Source organism: Polaribacter septentrionalilitoris, assembly GCF_009832745.1.
Lineage (GTDB): Bacteria > Bacteroidota > Bacteroidia > Flavobacteriales > Flavobacteriaceae > Polaribacter > Polaribacter septentrionalilitoris.
On sequence record NZ_VRMJ01000014.1, the window covers coordinates 157,815 to 174,791 of the forward strand.

At 30.2% G+C, this 16,977-nt stretch carries 17 protein-coding genes; 11 read left to right on the forward strand and 6 right to left on the reverse strand.

The genetic code is table 11. The features are described from left to right. The first annotated feature begins 20 nt into the window (after positions 1 to 20). Positions 21 to 443, forward strand: a complete 423-nt coding sequence (locus FP421_RS02810; protein ID WP_159947403.1) for a thioesterase family protein — start codon at positions 21 to 23, stop codon at positions 441 to 443. A 46-nt stretch (positions 444 to 489) separates the two neighbouring features. Here FP421_RS02810 and FP421_RS02815 read toward each other — a convergent pair whose 3' ends face one another. Both FP421_RS02815 and FP421_RS02820 read right to left on the reverse strand, forming a co-directional pair. Beyond that, positions 490 to 1,041 carry an acyl-CoA thioesterase gene (locus tag FP421_RS02815; protein WP_159947405.1) on the reverse strand — a complete coding sequence of 184 codons (552 nt, stop codon included), beginning with the start codon at positions 1,039 to 1,041 and terminating at the stop codon, positions 490 to 492. Positions 1,042 to 1,047: 6 nt separating this feature from the next. Then, positions 1,048 to 1,413: a 6-phosphogluconate dehydrogenase gene (locus FP421_RS02820; protein WP_159947407.1), complete on the reverse strand. Its 366-nt coding sequence runs from the start codon at positions 1,411 to 1,413 to the stop codon at positions 1,048 to 1,050. A 246-nt stretch (positions 1,414 to 1,659) separates the two neighbouring features. Here FP421_RS02820 and FP421_RS02825 point away from each other — a divergent pair, with 246 nt between their 5' ends. Both FP421_RS02825 and FP421_RS02830 read left to right on the forward strand, forming a co-directional pair. Beyond that, the gene (locus FP421_RS02825) at positions 1,660 to 2,427 is read left to right on the forward strand and encodes a choice-of-anchor V domain-containing protein (RefSeq protein ID WP_159947417.1); all 768 of its coding nucleotides are present in this window, start codon (positions 1,660 to 1,662) and stop codon (positions 2,425 to 2,427) included. A 102-nt stretch (positions 2,428 to 2,529) separates the two neighbouring features. Then, a complete protein-coding gene (locus tag FP421_RS02830) occupies positions 2,530 to 3,705 on the forward strand; it encodes a GlmU family protein (RefSeq protein ID WP_159947419.1) in 1,176 nt (391 codons plus the stop codon). Positions 3,706 to 3,720: 15 nt separating this feature from the next. Here FP421_RS02830 and priA read toward each other — a convergent pair whose 3' ends face one another. After that, complete coding sequence (priA, locus tag FP421_RS02835; RefSeq protein WP_159947421.1) at positions 3,721 to 6,141, reverse strand: replication restart helicase PriA; 2,421 nt, start codon at positions 6,139 to 6,141, stop codon at positions 3,721 to 3,723. A gap of 246 nt (positions 6,142 to 6,387) precedes the next feature. On the opposite strand from priA, the gene FP421_RS02840 reads away from it, so the two are divergent. After that, entirely contained in the window at positions 6,388 to 7,200 is an 813-nt protein-coding gene (locus FP421_RS02840; RefSeq protein WP_159947423.1) for a glycoside hydrolase family 25 protein, read from the forward strand. A gap of 43 nt (positions 7,201 to 7,243) precedes the next feature. Here FP421_RS02840 and lon read toward each other — a convergent pair whose 3' ends face one another. After that, entirely contained in the window at positions 7,244 to 9,691 is a 2,448-nt protein-coding gene (lon, locus tag FP421_RS02845) for an endopeptidase La (protein ID WP_159947424.1), read from the reverse strand. A 259-nt stretch (positions 9,692 to 9,950) separates the two neighbouring features. Between lon and FP421_RS02850 the strand changes: the two genes are divergently transcribed. From FP421_RS02850 to FP421_RS02870, 5 genes are all read left to right on the forward strand, one after another. After that, positions 9,951 to 11,324 carry a T9SS type A sorting domain-containing protein gene (locus tag FP421_RS02850; RefSeq protein WP_159947425.1) on the forward strand — a complete coding sequence of 458 codons (1,374 nt, stop codon included), beginning with the start codon at positions 9,951 to 9,953 and terminating at the stop codon, positions 11,322 to 11,324. Positions 11,325 to 11,548: 224 nt separating this feature from the next. Continuing rightward, a complete protein-coding gene (locus FP421_RS02855) occupies positions 11,549 to 12,115 on the forward strand; it encodes an RNA polymerase sigma factor (RefSeq protein ID WP_159947426.1) in 567 nt (188 codons plus the stop codon). Then, on the forward strand, positions 12,105 to 12,629 hold the full coding sequence (locus FP421_RS02860) for a hypothetical protein (protein ID WP_159947427.1): 525 nt from the start codon (positions 12,105 to 12,107) through the stop codon (positions 12,627 to 12,629). Before FP421_RS02855 ends, FP421_RS02860 begins: the two co-directional genes overlap by 11 nt. After that, a complete protein-coding gene (locus FP421_RS02865) occupies positions 12,613 to 13,692 on the forward strand; it encodes a hypothetical protein (protein ID WP_159947428.1) in 1,080 nt (359 codons plus the stop codon). Before FP421_RS02860 ends, FP421_RS02865 begins: the two co-directional genes overlap by 17 nt. 25 nt (positions 13,693 to 13,717) lie before the next feature. Beyond that, the gene (locus FP421_RS02870) at positions 13,718 to 14,452 is read left to right on the forward strand and encodes a head GIN domain-containing protein (protein ID WP_159947429.1); all 735 of its coding nucleotides are present in this window, start codon (positions 13,718 to 13,720) and stop codon (positions 14,450 to 14,452) included. Positions 14,453 to 14,454: 2 nt separating this feature from the next. Here the strand turns inward: FP421_RS02870 and FP421_RS02875 are convergent, their stop codons facing one another. Then, positions 14,455 to 15,267, reverse strand: coding sequence for a DUF1853 family protein (locus FP421_RS02875; protein ID WP_159947430.1), 813 nt, complete (start codon positions 15,265 to 15,267; stop codon positions 14,455 to 14,457). Between the two features lie 55 nt (positions 15,268 to 15,322). Between FP421_RS02875 and FP421_RS02880 the strand changes: the two genes are divergently transcribed. Both FP421_RS02880 and FP421_RS02885 read left to right on the forward strand, forming a co-directional pair. Next, the gene (locus tag FP421_RS02880; RefSeq protein WP_159947871.1) at positions 15,323 to 15,997 is read left to right on the forward strand and encodes a DUF2461 domain-containing protein; all 675 of its coding nucleotides are present in this window, start codon (positions 15,323 to 15,325) and stop codon (positions 15,995 to 15,997) included. Continuing rightward, positions 15,997 to 16,392: an acyl-CoA thioesterase gene (locus tag FP421_RS02885; protein WP_159947431.1), complete on the forward strand. Its 396-nt coding sequence runs from the start codon at positions 15,997 to 15,999 to the stop codon at positions 16,390 to 16,392. Before FP421_RS02880 ends, FP421_RS02885 begins: the two co-directional genes overlap by 1 nt. Before the next feature lie 156 nt (positions 16,393 to 16,548). Here FP421_RS02885 and FP421_RS02890 read toward each other — a convergent pair whose 3' ends face one another. Then, positions 16,549 to 16,902 (reverse strand): hypothetical protein, encoded by a 354-nt coding sequence (locus FP421_RS02890; protein ID WP_159947433.1) that lies wholly within the window; start codon positions 16,900 to 16,902, stop codon positions 16,549 to 16,551. Positions 16,903 to 16,977 lie beyond the last annotated feature (75 nt).

Below are 16,977 nucleotides of genomic sequence, written 5' to 3' on the forward strand. Positions count from 1 at the left end.
TAATAATTAAAAAAATAAAAATGTTTCAGAGAAAATATACGGTTAAAGGAGAGGATGTAAATGATTTCATGTTAATTGAAAATTCAGCTTATTTAAAATACACCTCTATACTTGTGGAGACTTTCTTATTTGTTAATGGTTTTACAAAACTTAAAATGAATTCATTAAAAGTAGGCTTACAAAAAAAGAATGATACCATTAAACAATATAAACACCTTATTTTTACAGAAGTTTTTACAGTAAAGCTTAATTTTATAGCATTAGGGATGTGTGAGCAAAAAATGAATATTGAAATTTGTTTTTATAATCAAAAAAATGAATTATGTGCAGTAGTAAAAAGAGAACTTTTTTGGTTTGATTACACAAAATGGAAGACAATAGCACCACCTAAAGTAATAGGGAAGTACTTTACCAAAAAGTCTAGTTACGGAAATGCAGTATAGTAAAATAACTTATTAAGTTTTCAAAACTAATAGCACCTATTTTCTATTATTTTTTTAGCTCTATTTTAGAATTACTTTCTTCTAGAAGATGAATATATTCATTAATATTAAAGGTGTCACTTCTAAAGCGCGAACTTCTGTTTCTACCTTGTTTTTGTCTTACAATACTTCTTGCATATCTTCTAACTTCATTCTCAGAGGTTAAAATAAGTCCAGGAACTGCTACACCTTTTCCGTTTTCATCTTTTGCAACCATCGTAAAATAAGAAGAATTACAGTGTTTGGTTTCTCCAGTTCTAATATTTTCTGAAATTACGCGTAAACCAACTACCATAGAAGTTCTTCCTGTGTAATTTATAGAGGCTTTCATAGTAACCAACTCTCCAACTTCAATAGGATTTAAAAAATCAACTTTATTAACAGAAGCAGTTACACAATAGTAGCCTGAGTGTTTAGAAGCACATGCAAATGCAATTTGATCCATTAAATTTAAAATATACCCCCCATGAATTTTACCACTAAAATTTGAGTTTGAGGGTAACATTAATTCTGTAATTGTAATTTGTGATTCCTTTACGTTTTTAAATTTTTTTACCATAATGCCTTATTTTCTGATATGTGGAGATTGCTCTTCTTCTACTTTTGTAATAAAGTATTTGGTATCACCCAACCAAAAAAAAGTAGTATATCGTTCTATATAAGTTAATTTTACATAACGGCCTTCTAGTTTGTTAAGATCATTGATTACTTTTTTATGTTTATCTTCAATAGAAAAAGCAAAAATTTGAGCACCAGAAATTCCTTGACTAATTTCTCCTTCCCATGTTTTTGAAATAACTCCTTTCTTACTTATTTTAATTAATTCTCCAGATCTAAAACCTGTGCTGTAAGTAACATAATAAATAAATGCATAGTATATTAAAAATAAAACTAACAAAGTTGTAATGAGAACTCCAATTATTTTTTTCATAATTTTAATTGTATTAAATAATTTGAACTTAATATTTTCCTTTTCAAGTGTGTTTTTTCCTTTTTAAGTAATTTGCTTATTACAAATAACAAATTTACCTCTTTATTTACACCATAGATTAATTTAGAAAATTAAATTGTTAAACATTTAACAATAAATGTTAAACATAATAAACTATCTTAATGTAATTTTAGCAAATATATAACGACTATACTTTTTTATTCAACTATTTTAAATATTTATTTCATGAAAAAAAACTACATTTTTAAAACATTATTATTGTTAATTCCAGTTTCAGCATTTTTATTAATGTCTAGTTCTGGAGGAAGAACAGAAGCTAGATCTGGTTCTCCAGGAGATGGAGGTGTAACTTGTGCATCATGTCATGCAGGAGGTAATTTTGGTTTAACTCCTTCTATTACAACCAACATTCCTGCATCAGGATACGCATTAAATACTGATTATACCATAACAGTAAATTCTTCTTCCTCATCATCTAAATTAGGTTTTCAATTGGTTGCAGAAAATACATCAAATGCTAAAATTGGAACTCTAGTTGCGGGATCAGGAACAAGAGTGGGTAGTAATAGAATTACACAAAGTACCCCATCAAATACAGGAAATTGGTCTTTTACATGGAAGTCTCCATCAACTAATCAAGGTGTTGTTACCTTTTATGCAGCTGTAAATGCTACAAACGGTAATGGAAATACAGGAGGAGATCAAGTGGTTACCACTAATACTTCTGTAAATGTATTGGGCATTTCAGAGTCAAGAAAGTTGAATTTTGAAATGTACCCTAATCCTGCTTCAGATAATATTACCATTCAGTTACCATCAGGTTCAGAAAAAGCAACAGTTCAGTTTTATGACTACATAGGCAGACTAGCTTTAACCAAAACAATTTCTACTTCTAATGATAAAATTAATGTGAATAGCTTAAATTCTGGAGTTTATATTTTAAAAGTTTTGTCAAATGATAAAATTGGAAGTCAAAAATTTATAAAAAATTAAAAAATTAATTTAAATAATTTCATAAACCGATTGATAAAACCTCAATCGGTTTTTTTTGTGCTCTTTTTAAAGTAAATTTGTACTTCTTCAAAAAAAAAGAAAATGAACTACATTTTATTCGATGGCGATGTAAGAAACGCTTTATTGCCATTTACCTATACAAGACCAGTAGCAGATATTAGAATTGGAATTTTAACCATTAGAGAAAAATGGGAAAAATATCTAAGTTTAACCACAACTACCATTACCGAAGAATATTTAGAAGAAAAATATCCTATGGTAGAAATGGCTGAAAACATTATGATTAATGCTTCTTTTTGTCCTACGAAATCATTGGTAGAAAGAGTAAAAGAATTATCAAATAAACAAGCAATTTTTAAAGGTGATGATGTAATAGCTTTCTTTACTACAGATACTCAAGAAGAAGTAAATTTTGATGAATACACGCAAATTGAGTTTGAAGAAGAGTTGATTCAAGTAAAAAATACATGGGATATATTTTCATTAAACGGAAAAGCCATTCAACAAGATTTTGATTTGTTAACAGAAGGTAGGAAATCTCAAGCAATTCCTGATGGAGTGCAATGTGTCAATAAAGAAAATATTTTTATAGAAGAAGGGGCAAAATTAACTTTTGCTACTTTAAACGCATCTTCTGGACCAATTTACATTGGTAAAGATGCAGAAATTATGGAAGGTTGTGTTGTTAGAGGGCCTTTAGCCATGTGTGAACATTCTGTTTTAAAATTGAGTGCTAAAATTTATGGAGCAACTACTTTAGGACCTTATTGTAAAGTTGGAGGAGAAGTAAATAATTCAGTTTTAATGGGATATTCTAACAAAGGTCATGATGGATTTTTAGGAAATTCTGTATTGGGAGAATGGTGTAATTTAGGTGCAGATACTAACAATTCGAATTTAAAAAATAATTATGCAGAAGTTAGACTTTGGGATTATCAAACTGGTCGTTTTGCAAAAACTGGGTTACAATTTTGTGGTTTAATGATGGGAGACCACTCTAAATGTGGAATTAACACTATGTTCAATACAGGAACAGTTGTGGGGGTTTCTGCAAATATTTTTGGTAGTGGATTTCCAAGAAATTTTGTACCGTCTTTTAGTTGGGGAGGAGCATCTGGTTTTTCAGAATACAAACTAAATAAAGTATTTGAAGTAGCTGATGTAGTCATGAAACGTAGAAATATTCTTTTTGATGAAAAAGAACAACGCATATTAGAACACGTATTTGAAGAAAGTAAGCAGTTTAGAAATTACTAGTTTTATTCAACCGTTTTAATACGCATCTACATCAATAATAAAACGTATTGGTCTAAAATCTTTTACAGCTTCAAAAGTATTTCTAATCTTTTGGAGCTGTTTTTTTGTGTTGGCTAAAGATTGTTTTGGTGGAATTTTAATCACTACATTTTTAATATACTGATTTCGAATACGAGAAACTGCAGGTGCAGTTGGTCCTAGTACATGTTCTCCAAAAGAATTATAAAGCGCTTTAAATAGCCAATTAACTCCGCTGTCAACTTTATTATAATCTCTATGTTTTAAAGTGATTTTAATCAACCTGTAATAAGGAGGATACTTGTATTGCCAACGATCTTGTAATTGCTCTTTATACATTTCTGTATAATTTGTAGTAGATACTTGTTGTAAAATTTGATGATAAGGATTGTAAGTTTGTATGGCAACTTTACCTTGTTTTTTACTTCTTCCTGCTCTACCAGAAACTTGAACCATTAATTGATAGGCTCTTTCATGTGCTCTAAAATCAGGAAAGTTTAGCATGGTATCTGCATTTAAAACCCCAACCAAAGAAACATTATCAAAATCCAATCCTTTAGAAAGCATTTGTGTTCCCACTAATACATCAATTTCTCTGGCTTCAAAAGCACCAATTATTTTTTGATATCCAAATTTACCACGAGTCGTGTCAAGGTCCATTCGTCCAATTTTATGATCTGGATACAACTCTTTCAGTTCTAACTCAATTTGCTCTGTTCCAAAACCCTTGCTGTCTAAAGTGTTGCTTCCACAAGCAGAACAAGAATTGGGCATAGCACGTTGATAATTACAATAATGACAACGCAATTCGTGTCTAAATTTATGATATGTCAAACTCACATCGCAATTTGGACATTGAGGTGAAATACCACAAGTTTTACATTCTACAACAGGCGAAAAACCTCTTCTATTTTGAAATAAAATAACTTGCTCTTTTTCCTCTAAAGCATCAGTAATTAAACGCAACATGCTATCAGAAAAATGACCTGTCATTTCCTTTTTTCTATGCTTTTCTTTTATGTCTATTAATTCAATTTTTGGCAGTTGCACATTTCCAAAACGTCTGTTCAACTCAACAAAACCATATTTATTTTGTTGTGCGTTAAAATAGCTTTCTAAAGAAGGAGTAGCAGAACCTAACAAAATTTTTGCTTGGTGCATTTTTGCCAAAACAATAGCAGAATCTCTAGCATTGTATCTTGGTGAAGGTTCAAATTGTTTGTAAGAGGTTTCATGTTCTTCATCAACCACAATCAAACCTAAATTAGAAAAAGGTAAAAAAAGTGAGGAACGTGCGCCTAAAATAATTTGAGCTTTCGATTTATTTTCTAAGACATTATTCCAAACTTCAACTCGTTCGTTCATTGAGTATTTAGAATGAAATACCGAAATTTGATCGCCAAAGTAAGCCTGTAAACGTGTTATAATTTGTGTGGTTAATGCAATTTCGGGCAACAAAAACAAGACTTGTTTGCCTATATTTAAGACTTCAAGAATCAACTTGGTATAGACTTCTGTTTTTCCAGAACTAGTTATTCCATGTAATAAAGTGATGTCTTTTTCTTGAAAAGATTTTTTTATTTCTGATAAAGCTTTTTCTTGAAATTCATTTAATTCTTTGAGCGAATTAGTTTCTCCGTTAAAATTTATTCTATCGGTTTGAATGTGATAAAACTCAAAAATTTCTTTATCAACTAAAGATTTTAAAATTGCTGATGAGACATTGGCTTTTTCTTCTAAATCTTTTGCTTTTATTGGTTTTTTTGAAGTTGATAATTGAAAAAATGTCAATACAGCTTCTCGTTGTTTTTTTGCTCTAGAAAGTTGTTCTAAGAGCGTATTCAATCCATCATCAGAATTATAATCTGTATGCAAACGAACGTATTTTACCAGTTTTGGTTTGTACTGTTCGTAAATTTCTTCTTTAATGTAAATGGCAGATTTATGGATCAATTCATTTACAATTGGCATTACTTTTTTCTTGCCTAAAATATCTGCAACTTGATGTATTGTCAATTGCGATTGATGTTGTAAAGCTTCGAAAATTAAAAACTCATCATTATCTAAAATAGATTCGTCTATAAATGTTTCGTTTTTATAAATAATAGTTTCGCTTTCTAACAAAAAAGCAGAAGGTAAAGATGCTCTGTAAACATCACCTAGAGCACACATATAATAATTTGCAATCCATTGCCAGTGTTGTAATTGAATTTTATTTACCAAAGGTTTCTCATCTAAAATCTGAAAAATTTCTTTGGCTTCATACAACGTTGGAGCAGTAGTGTGAATATCAAAAACCAATGCTGTATAAATTTTGCTTTTTCCAAACGGAACTGCAACTCGCATTCCTTTTTGTAAGAAATTGGCTTCTTCCTCAGTAACGATATAAGTGAACGTTTTCTGAAGTGGAATTGGCAATATGACGTCTATAAAATAAATTGATTTTTGTTTTTAGATTACAATCAAAACTACATAAAAATACTTACAAATTTCACAAAAAAGCAAAGTTCTAAATTTCTATTATCTTTATAAATATTGAGTAAACATGTAGTTAATATTTATTGGAAATTGGGTATTTACACCCTTGTTTCAAAATTAAAACTGTTCTAATTTTGTGTATTATCGTAAAAAAACATGAATACTTAATATGAAATTAATAAAAAAATGAGAAAACATCATCTACTATTACTTTTTTTAAGTTCAATATTAATTTTTGGTTGTAAACAAACTAAAAATAAAGAAGTTCACAAAGAAGTTCATAAAGAAGTTCATAAAGAAGTTCACAAAGAAGTTCATAAAGAAGTAAAAAAAGTAAATCCTGTAAGTATTGATAAACCAGAAAAACCTTTTGTATTTGGAATTGATATTTCTCATTATAATAACAATGAAGTTGATTTATTGAGCAAGAGTAAGGATAGTATTCAGTTTATAATTTGCAAAGCAACAGAAGGAATATCATATATAGATCCCAAATTTAAATCGAATTGGAATGCAATAAAAGAAAGAGGTTTTATTAGAGGAGCCTATCATTTTTACAGAACTCAAGATGATCCTATAACACAAGCTAATCACTTTTTAAAAGCAATAGTTAACATAGAAAAAAATGATATTCCTCCAATTGTTGATTTTGAAGAAGGAGGAATTGATAAGTTACAATCTACAGAAACACTTGAAGCAAACCTTTTAACTTTTATAAAAATTATTGAAAATAAGGGGAATGTAACTCCAATAATTTACACCAGTTTAAATTGTGGAAACAGATACTTAAAGAATCCAGTTTTTAATAAATACCCACTTTGGATTGCGGATTACAATGGAAAAGAGCAACCAGACTTACCAAAAATTTGGTTAACTAAAAATTATTTCATTTGGCAAAAAACTGATGATTACAAAATTGTGAACGGAACAGATGATGCTGATATTTTTAATGGAACCCTTACCCAATTTAAAACATTTATAAAAAACAGTTATCACTGATACTAGAAATAAAAAAGCCTCTCAATATTGAGAAGCTTTTTATTTAATCTAATTTCTTAGCTTTCTTTACTTTTTGTTTTGTGAGCGCTATTTCAATAACTTCTTTCATGTCTGTCACATAATGAAAGGTCAACCCTTTTAGATAACTTTCTTTGATTTCTAAAATGTCTTTTCTATTGTCTTCACACAACATGATTTCTTTAATATTGGCTCTTTTAGCAGCTAATATTTTTTCTTTAATTCCGCCAACTGGTAATACCTTTCCGCGTAAGGTAATTTCACCTGTCATGGCTATTTTATTCTTCACTTTGCGTTGAGTAAATGATGAAACTAAAGAAGTTAACATGGTAATTCCTGCACTTGGACCATCTTTTGGAGTAGCACCTTCAGGAACGTGAATGTGTACATCATATTTTTCTAAAATTTCTGGTTTAATGCCAAATTCTTCTGCATTAGATTTGATGAATTTCATTGCAATTGTAGCAGATTCTTTCATCACATTTCCTAAATTACCTGTTATAGAAAGGTTTCCTTTTCCTTTAGATAAAATAGATTCAATAAATAAAATATCACCACCAACTCTAGTCCAAGCTAAACCCGTAACTACACCAGCAACTCCGTTATTTTCGTACTTGTCTCTATTTCTTGGAGTTCCTAGAATATCTTCTACTTTTTCTGATGATAATGTAATGTCATATTCCTCTTCTAAAGCAATTGATTTTGCAGCAAAACGAACCACTTTAGCAATCTGTTTTTCCAATCCACGAACTCCTGATTCACGAGTATACCCTTCAACAATTTTTTCGATTTGTTTTTTACCTAACTTTAAATGCTTGTTGGTTAAACCATGTTCTTTCAATTGTTTTGGCAACAAGTGTCTTTTAGCGATTTCTATCTTTTCTTCAATAGTATACCCAGTAACATTTATAATTTCCATTCTGTCACGTAACGCCCAAGGAATTTGCCCTAAGTTGTTTGCTGTGGCAATGAATAATACTTTTGATAAATCGTAACCAACTTCTAAATAATTGTCGTAGAATGCAGTATTTTGTTCTGGATCTAACACTTCTAACATTGCAGAAGAAGGATCTCCTTGATGACTCTGACCTAACTTGTCAATTTCATCCAATACAAAAACAGGGTTTGATGTTTCTGCTTTTTTCAAATTCTGAATCAAACGCCCAGGCATTGCACCAATATACGTTTTACGATGTCCACGAATCTCAGCTTCATCACGCAAACCACCCAAAGACATACGTACATATTTACGTCCTAAAGATTCTGCAACAGACTTTCCTAACGAAGTTTTCCCAACTCCAGGAGGTCCATATAAACAGATAATTGGCGATTTCATATCGTTTCTCAACTTTAATACTGCCAAATGTTCTATGATGCGTTCTTTTACTTTTTCTAATCCAAAGTGATCTCTATCTAATACTTTTTGTGCATTTTTTAAGTCAAATTTATCTTCAGAATAAATTCCCCAAGGCAATAACAATTCTAAATAGCTTCTTTGTACACCATATTCTGCCATTTGAGGATTCATACGTTTTAAACGCGCCAACTCTTTCTCAAAGGTTTCTGCAACTTCTTTCGTCCATTTTTTAGTCTTGGCTTTTTTGCGCATTTCTTCCAACTCTTGGTCGTTAGAAGCGCCACCCAATTCTTCTTGAATGGTTTTTAACTGTTGATGTAAATAATATTCACGTTGTTGTTGGTCTAAATCTTCACGAGTTTTTGACTGAATATCATTACGCAATTTTAATTTTTGTAATTCTTTGTTCAGGTTTTTTAGCGTTAATAATGCACGTTCTTTTAAATTGTTTGTTTCTAAAACTTCTTGTTTTAAATCAACACTTAAATCCATATTAGAGGAAATAAAGTTTACCAAAAACGAGTTAGACTGTATGTTTTTAATCGCAAAAGAAGCTTCTGAAGGCAACATTGGGTTTTCCTTAATTACTTCTAACGCTTGCTCTTTAATCGAATCTATGATTGCGTCAAACTCCTTAACATCATCAACATGTTTGTCCTCAAAAGCCTCATTAACAGTCGCTTTTAAATACGGTTTGTCTTGTACAATAGTATCAATTTCAAAACGTTTTTTTCCTTGAATAATAACTGTTGTATTACCATCAGGCATTTTTAGCACACGTAAAATTTGAGCGACAACTCCTGTAGAGTGAATATCTTTTAACGTTGGTACTTCAACTTCTTCGTTTTTCTGTGCAACAACACCTAAAATTTTATCGCCTTTGTTGGCATCTTTAATTAACTGGATAGATTTATCTCTACCTGCAGTTATCGGAATCACCACTCCAGGAAATAACACCGTATTTCTTAGCGGTAAAATTGGTAATACTTCTGGTACGCTTTCTTTGTTGATAATTTCTTCATCTTCTGGCGTCATTAACGGAATCAATTCTGAATCTTCATTTAACATACTATGAAGCGACAAATTGTCTATATGCATCACTTTTGGTTTGCTCATGTTTTATATATCTGTCATACTGACATTGATTTTTAAATCTTAAAAAATCAAAATCAGTGGTAAATGTTTAGTTTATTGTAAATCAAGTAATTAAATTTTGATTATTGATGTACATATATTAATAAGACAATTCTTGTGCCAAAGGAGAATGTAGGTGTTTTTACTTGTTGACTTTTAGCGTTAAAAAAACTAACTTCGCTAACTCTAGATATACCGAATTAAAACTCGGCATATCCGAAATGAGTTGCCAAAATAAAAAATGAAATTTAACCAACTTTTTAATTTAATAATTTTACTTATACTAATTTCTTTCAAAAATCATGCGCAAAATTGTTGGAAAAAAGTCGTTCAAACAGATTTACATACTATAGCTCTTAAAAATAACGGGACAATTTGGTCTTGGGGAAGGAATGCTAATGGACAATTAGGTAATGGGGAAAATGGAGACACAAGCACTCCAAAACTAATGAATGATGAAAGTGACTGGACTGATATAGATGCACGTGAATTTTATACAGTAGCTACTAAAGAAGATAACAGCCTTTGGTTGTGGGGTGCATATAGAGGTAACACGCCTATAAAATTTGTTGACTCAAGTGAAGTTGGATGGAAGAAAATTGATGCAGATGGATATATTGGATTAAAAGTTGATGGGACAATTTGGTCTTGGTATGATATTTTTGACCCTTCAGAAAATCTTATACAAGTTGGAAAATTTAATTTTTGGCAAGATATATCATCAGGTAGTCACAGTTCTTTGGCTATCGCTTCTAATGGAACACTTTGGGCCTGGGGCAAGAATTATAATGGTATTTTTGGTAATGGGAATCAATCATCACATTCAGATTCAACTCAAGATTATGGAAGTTCTGAACCTATTCAAATAGGCACTTCAAATGATTGGAAAAAAATATCAGCAGGTCAACAATTTGTATTAGCCATAAAAGAAGATAATAGTTTATGGGCTTGGGGTAAAAACACTTATGGACAATTTGGCAACGGCACAACATCAGACTCTTTTGTGCCTATTAAAATAGGCAACGACAAAGATTGGATTGATATTAAAGTTGGTTTATATCATTCATTAGCATTAAAAAGTAATGGAGAGGTTTATAGTTGGGGAGATGATGCATCAGGCAGACTAGGAAATGGTTCAAATTCTTCAACTAAAACACCTAAAAAAATAGGGCTATTTAGCTTATGGAAAAAAATAAATGCATCACATTCAAACTCTGTATTAATAGATAATTATGGAGAGGTTTGGACAGCTGGAAAAAATAATTATGGTCAATTAGGAAATGGTAAGTTTTTCAATGGGTATGTTAGAAGTTGGCATTTTTTAATTAAGTTTGGCTGTTTTGGTAGCTCGCTTGGAATTTATAAAAATCATATAACAGAACAAGTAATTTATCCTAACCCAACTTTTGAAAAAATATATTTAAGAAATTATGAAACTATAGAAAAAATAGAAATTTATAATTCTCTAGGTCAATTGAAAGAGATATTTACTAATTCTAAGACCATCAATATTTCTAAATATAATAATGGACTTTATTTACTTAAAATTAAATATGTGAATGGAACTACAACAACAAAAAAAATAATTAAATTGGGTAAGAACGTGTATAATTAATTGCTAGTTCACGCCAACTTATAAAAATACACGAGGACTTTTTACTTGTATTTTATTTGTTAAGTTTAATACTAAAAAACACGCATCAAATCATAGACAATAACTTTAGCGAAATCCCAAAAAAAACACAACCCAACCTAACTTCCCAATAAAAAAGTTTACTTTTATTTCTAGAAAGTGTCACAAATTAAAACCTAATTTGTCATTAGCATAGAAACGTTTTATTGGAAACTAATCAACCACATATAACCAACCTTATAGAACGCTGCAAAAAATCGGATAAAAACGCGCAGTTAGATTTATACAAAGCTTATTACAAGGCAATGTATAACACTGCTTATCGTATTTTAAAAGATGGTTTTGAAGCCGAAGATATTATGCAAGAGGCGTTCTTAACGGTATTTACAAAAATGAATACCTATAAAGGTGAAGTTACATTTGGAGCGTGGTTAAAACGCATAGTAATCAATAAAAGTTTAACTCAGTTAAAGAAAAATAATAGATACAATGAAGTAAAAATGGAAGTGATTCCTAATGATGATGAAGTTGAAGAAAGCATTGATTACACAGGTTTACAAGCCAGTAAAGTATTAGATTGTTTACAAAGTTTAAAAGACAATTATAGAATGGTATTGAACCTGCATTTGGTAGAAGGGTATGATTACGAAGAAATTGCACAGATTTTAGATTATACTAACGAAAATGTGAGAACAACAGTATCTAGAGCAAAAAAGAAATTAAAGCAAGTACTACTTGCAGATAGTATACAAACACAAGCATATGGAAGATAAATTACATCAATTTTTCTCTGAAAAAGAATTCGACTTTCAAGAACCACATTCTGGTCATTTAGAACGCTTTGAGCGCAAATTAAATCAGCCAAAAAAAAACGTAAAAACCTCTTGGAAATGGTTGTCTGTTGCAGCATCTGTAGTGTTAATCTTCGGATTTTGGTTGGGCAGCAACCATCAAAAACAACAAATTCAATTGGCAGATTTATCGCCAAAAATGAAAGAAGTACAAACGTATTTTGTGTCAACCATTAATCAAGAAATAAAAACGTTAGAGAAAAACAGAAGTTTAGACACAGAATCAATCATTGAAAATGCCTTGGATCGATTAGAAGAACTAGAAGATAACTACAATTATTTTGTAAAAGAATTGACCAAAAATGGGAAACAACGAAAATTAATCAACGCCATGATTAAAAATTATCAACAGCGTTTAAATATTCTAGAAAATACCCTAAAACAAATAGAACAAATTAAAAACCCTAACCTTTTAGAAGATGAAATATTTATATAAAATTATTTTGGTATTACTCTTATTGCCTTTTATGGTAAGCGGAAATACGATTAAAAAGAAATACGAAAAAAGTAGAGTGATTAAAAAAGAATTCTCTGTGAATTCTGATGCAAAAGTTGCATTGAATAACAGATATGGAAACCTAAATATTACTACTTGGAGTAAAAATAGGGTAGAAATTGAAGTTACTATTACTGTAAAAGGAAATGACATGGATGATGTAGTAGAACGTTTGTCTACCATTGATGTAGTATTTAATACAAGTAAATCTTTGGTGGAAGCAGAAACCATTTTCGAAAAGAGAACAAGTAGTTGGTCTTGGTGGAAAAAGAGTAAGAACATGAACTATCAAATTAATTATGTGGTTAAAATGCCAAAGTCAAATTCAGTGGATTTAGATAATGACTACGGAAGTATTTACTTAACAGATTTGGATGGAAAAGCAGACATCAATTGCGATTATGGTAAAATTTCTGTTGGAGATTTATCTGCAAGAGAAAACAGTATCAATTTAGATTATTGCTCATCTTCTTCAATTACTTACATGAAAAGTGGCAATGTAAATGTCGATTATTCTAAAATTACAGTTGATGCAACTGAAAAAGTCAATGTAAATGCAGATTATTCTACAGTTAAATTAGGAAAAACTAGAAATGTTGATTTTAATTCTGATTATGGGGCAATAACTATTAATGAAGCTGATGACGTTAACGGAAACTCAGATTATGCAAGTATGCGATTTGGAGAAATTAGAAAAAACTTGACAATAGATACAGATTATGGCTCAATTTCTGTGAAAAACTTGGCCAAAGGTTTTGAATCTGTAGATATTAATGGGCAATATGCAGGTATTAAAATAGGTGTTGCTCCAGGTGCAGTTTTTAATTTTGAAATTGACTTACAATACGCAGGTTTTAGTAGAGATAATGATAATATTGAATTCTTTAAAAGTATTTCTAAAACAACAAAAAAATACTATGAAGGAAAATATGGCAAAGGAAATACCAATTCTAAAATTAAAATAAGATCTCAATATGGTGGCGTAAGCATCAGAAAGAACTAAAATCATCAACCAAAAAACAATCATCATGAATAAAAAAATACTATTTACAAGTGTATTATTAACCTTAACTTTTGTTATAAACGCTCAAAACTGGTGGGGAAATAGCAAGAAAATACGTGGAAATGGAAATGTAGTAACTGTAAACAGAACCACATCAGATTACGATGGAGTTTCAGTTGGAGGTTCTTTTGATGTAGTTTTAGTCAAAGGAAAAGAAGGTAAAATTACTATAGAAGGAGAAGAAAATATCATTCCTTATATCGAAACTGAAGTTTCTGGAAATACCCTAAAAATTAAATATCAGAAAAACACCAATATCAGAACTACAAAAAGATTAACTATTACTGTTCCATTTCAAGATATTGAAAGTGTAAGTTTAGGAGGTTCAGGAAAAATCTCTAGTAAATCACTCATTAAAACTCGTAATTTTAGTGCAAATTTAGGTGGCTCAGGAGACATTACTTTAAAAGTTGATGCAGACAAAGTAAAAGCTTCAATTGGAGGTTCTGGAAATATCAATTTGACAGGAAAATCTGAGGAATTTACTTGTTCTATTGCAGGTTCTGGAGGAATTAGGGCTTATGATTTAGAAACCAAAGAATTATCAGCTAATATTGCAGGTTCTGGAAGTGTTAAAACCACAGTAAAGAATAAAATTAAAGCCAAAATAGTTGGTTCTGGTAGTGTGTATTACAAAGGAAAACCAACTCATATAGACAGTAAGTCTGTAGGTTCTGGTGATATTATTGATAGAAACTAATATTACCACCAAACCAAAAACATTTTTAAAATCTCACCATTTTGCTGTTTCATCCAGCACAATGGTGAGAATTTTTTTTGTGCATATTCTTCTGCTATTGGCAGGAAATTAGTGTGACTTATCCAATATACATTTTCATGCGGAATAACAATCCAATCTTTTTTATTGGGTATGTAAAATTTGTTATCTACAAATTGATGGATTTCTTTTTGATGGATATAAAACCCGCAAATACAATCAGTATTTAATTGTCTAAGTTGAATTTTTCTATCCGAAAACGGAACAAACAACTGCGCTTTAAAATAGACTTGTTGTTGTATTGATGACGATTCTAAATTGATGGAACTCAAATAGGTTTTGCATTCATCAGAATAGAGGAGAGGCAATTGTTTTTCTTTGAGCTTTGTTAATTTTTCGAGCAGAGAATCTTTTCTGTTTGGACCGATAAAATGTTCAATTTCAGAATTCCCAACAGCTGCATCATAGAGGTAAAACTTATAAATTATTTCTAAATGAATTACAGTATTTTCTTGTTTTAAGATGCAATCCAATTCACCTAAAGTTCTTTTCTCTTTTTGAATTTGAACGTTCTCACATAAAATATCAATTGCGTTTTCTTGCGCTAACTGAAAAGATACCAATCGTTCTATATATTTTCCTAAACGAATCTTTTCATCAATTTCAATATTAATTTGTGTAGACTTTTTATCAATTTTAAATTGCTCTAAATCAAATACGGTATGGTCTTTCCACAAACAAGGAGTTTGTAAAAAGCCTTCGTATCTTTTTTGAAGTAGCTTTGTTTTTTGAGGCATAATAAAATCGAAGTTACAAATCTATTTTGTAATTTCACATTCAAAATTTAGAATGATGCAGATTTCAGAAAGTACTTTTCAATTTTTAAAAGATTTACACAAGAATAATAATCGCGATTGGTTTGCAGACCAAAAACCTCGCTATCAAAAAGCACTTAAAAATGCCAAAGAAGTTTTTGCTGAAATTCACAATAATTTACAAGTGCATGACGAAATAGAGAAATCTAAAATGATGCGCATCTACAGAGACGTTCGTTTCTCTAAAGATAAAACACCTTATAAGCCTCATTTTGCAAATTCCTATTCAAGATTAGGAAAAGAACTTAGAGGTGGCTATTTTTTAAGAATTAGACCAGGAGAATCTTTTTTAGCAGGTGGTTTTTGGGAACCAAATAAAGATGATTTGTTTCGAATTCGTAAAGAAATTGAAATGGATGCTACTGAAATTCGTGAAATTCTAGAAGAACAAAACTACAAGAAACATTTTGGTGGAAAATTTGAAAGTTTTGGTGAGTTAAAAACAGCTCCAAGAGGTTTTGATAAGGAACATCCAGATGTTGATTTACTGCGTAAAAAAGGATTTATAGCTGTTAAAAACTTTACTGATGAAGAGGTGTTAGCTACCAATTTTGTTGATAAAGTAGATGAGAGTTATAAAGCTTTACGTCCGTTTTTTAATTTGTTTAGCGATATTTTAACCACCAACTTAAATGGAGAAAGTATAATTTAATGAGTGCTATTTTTGAACTAAAAATTAAAGTTTCATCAGAAGATATTGACACTTTAGACCATGTAAATAATTTGGTTTATGTAAAGTGGATGGACAAAATTGCAACCACACATTGGGCCTATTTAACCAAAGAAAACCCTTTACCACAATATGTTTGGGTAGTAATGAGGCATGAAATCGATTATTTAAAACAAGCTACATTAGGTGATGAGATTACAGTGAAAACTTGGGTAGGAGAGACCAAAGGCATTACTTCAGTCCGTTTTATGGAGTTTTATAAAAATAAAACTTTATTGGTAAAAGCCAAAACTACTTGGGTGATGTTAGATGCCAAAACTCATAAGCCTACAAGAATTAGAGAAAATGTTTTAAAAGTATTATTACCTGAAAAATAATATAAAATTGCAATGAATATTGAATTTTAAAAGAAACCTTTCTCCTTATGAAATTTATACTCAAGGTTAAATCGTGTGTTAGTTTGGATATACAAATTAGAATTAAATCTGATTACAAACTTTTATTTTTAAGTTATTAGTTACTAATTAGTTGACCTACAAGTATTCTTGCAATTCTTCTTTTAATTTATGATAGGTTTTTAATTTTTTTTGAATAACGTCTTCTTTTGTAAGTTGTTTTTTATAAGTTTTAGGAGGTTCAAAATCATCAGTAATTATTTCCAATTCAATTTTATCACCCTTTTTTAAATTGCTTTTAAACCATTGTGCATGTTGTTTTGTATCAGAATTTAATCCATTAACATAAAAATCAAGATCATTTCTTTGCTGGTTTTTTAATAAACTACTGGTAAGAATACAGGTTAGTACTGAGTTTTCGTTTTCAAAACCAGCTCTACAAATTGTTTTGTTATTTACAGTTATTTTAAATCCGTGGTTAATATCCGTCATTCACCTAATTTTTGTTTGATAATTTTTGTTTTTAAGCCATTAAGCTAAAAGTTGAGAAATCCCTTTTTATGATTA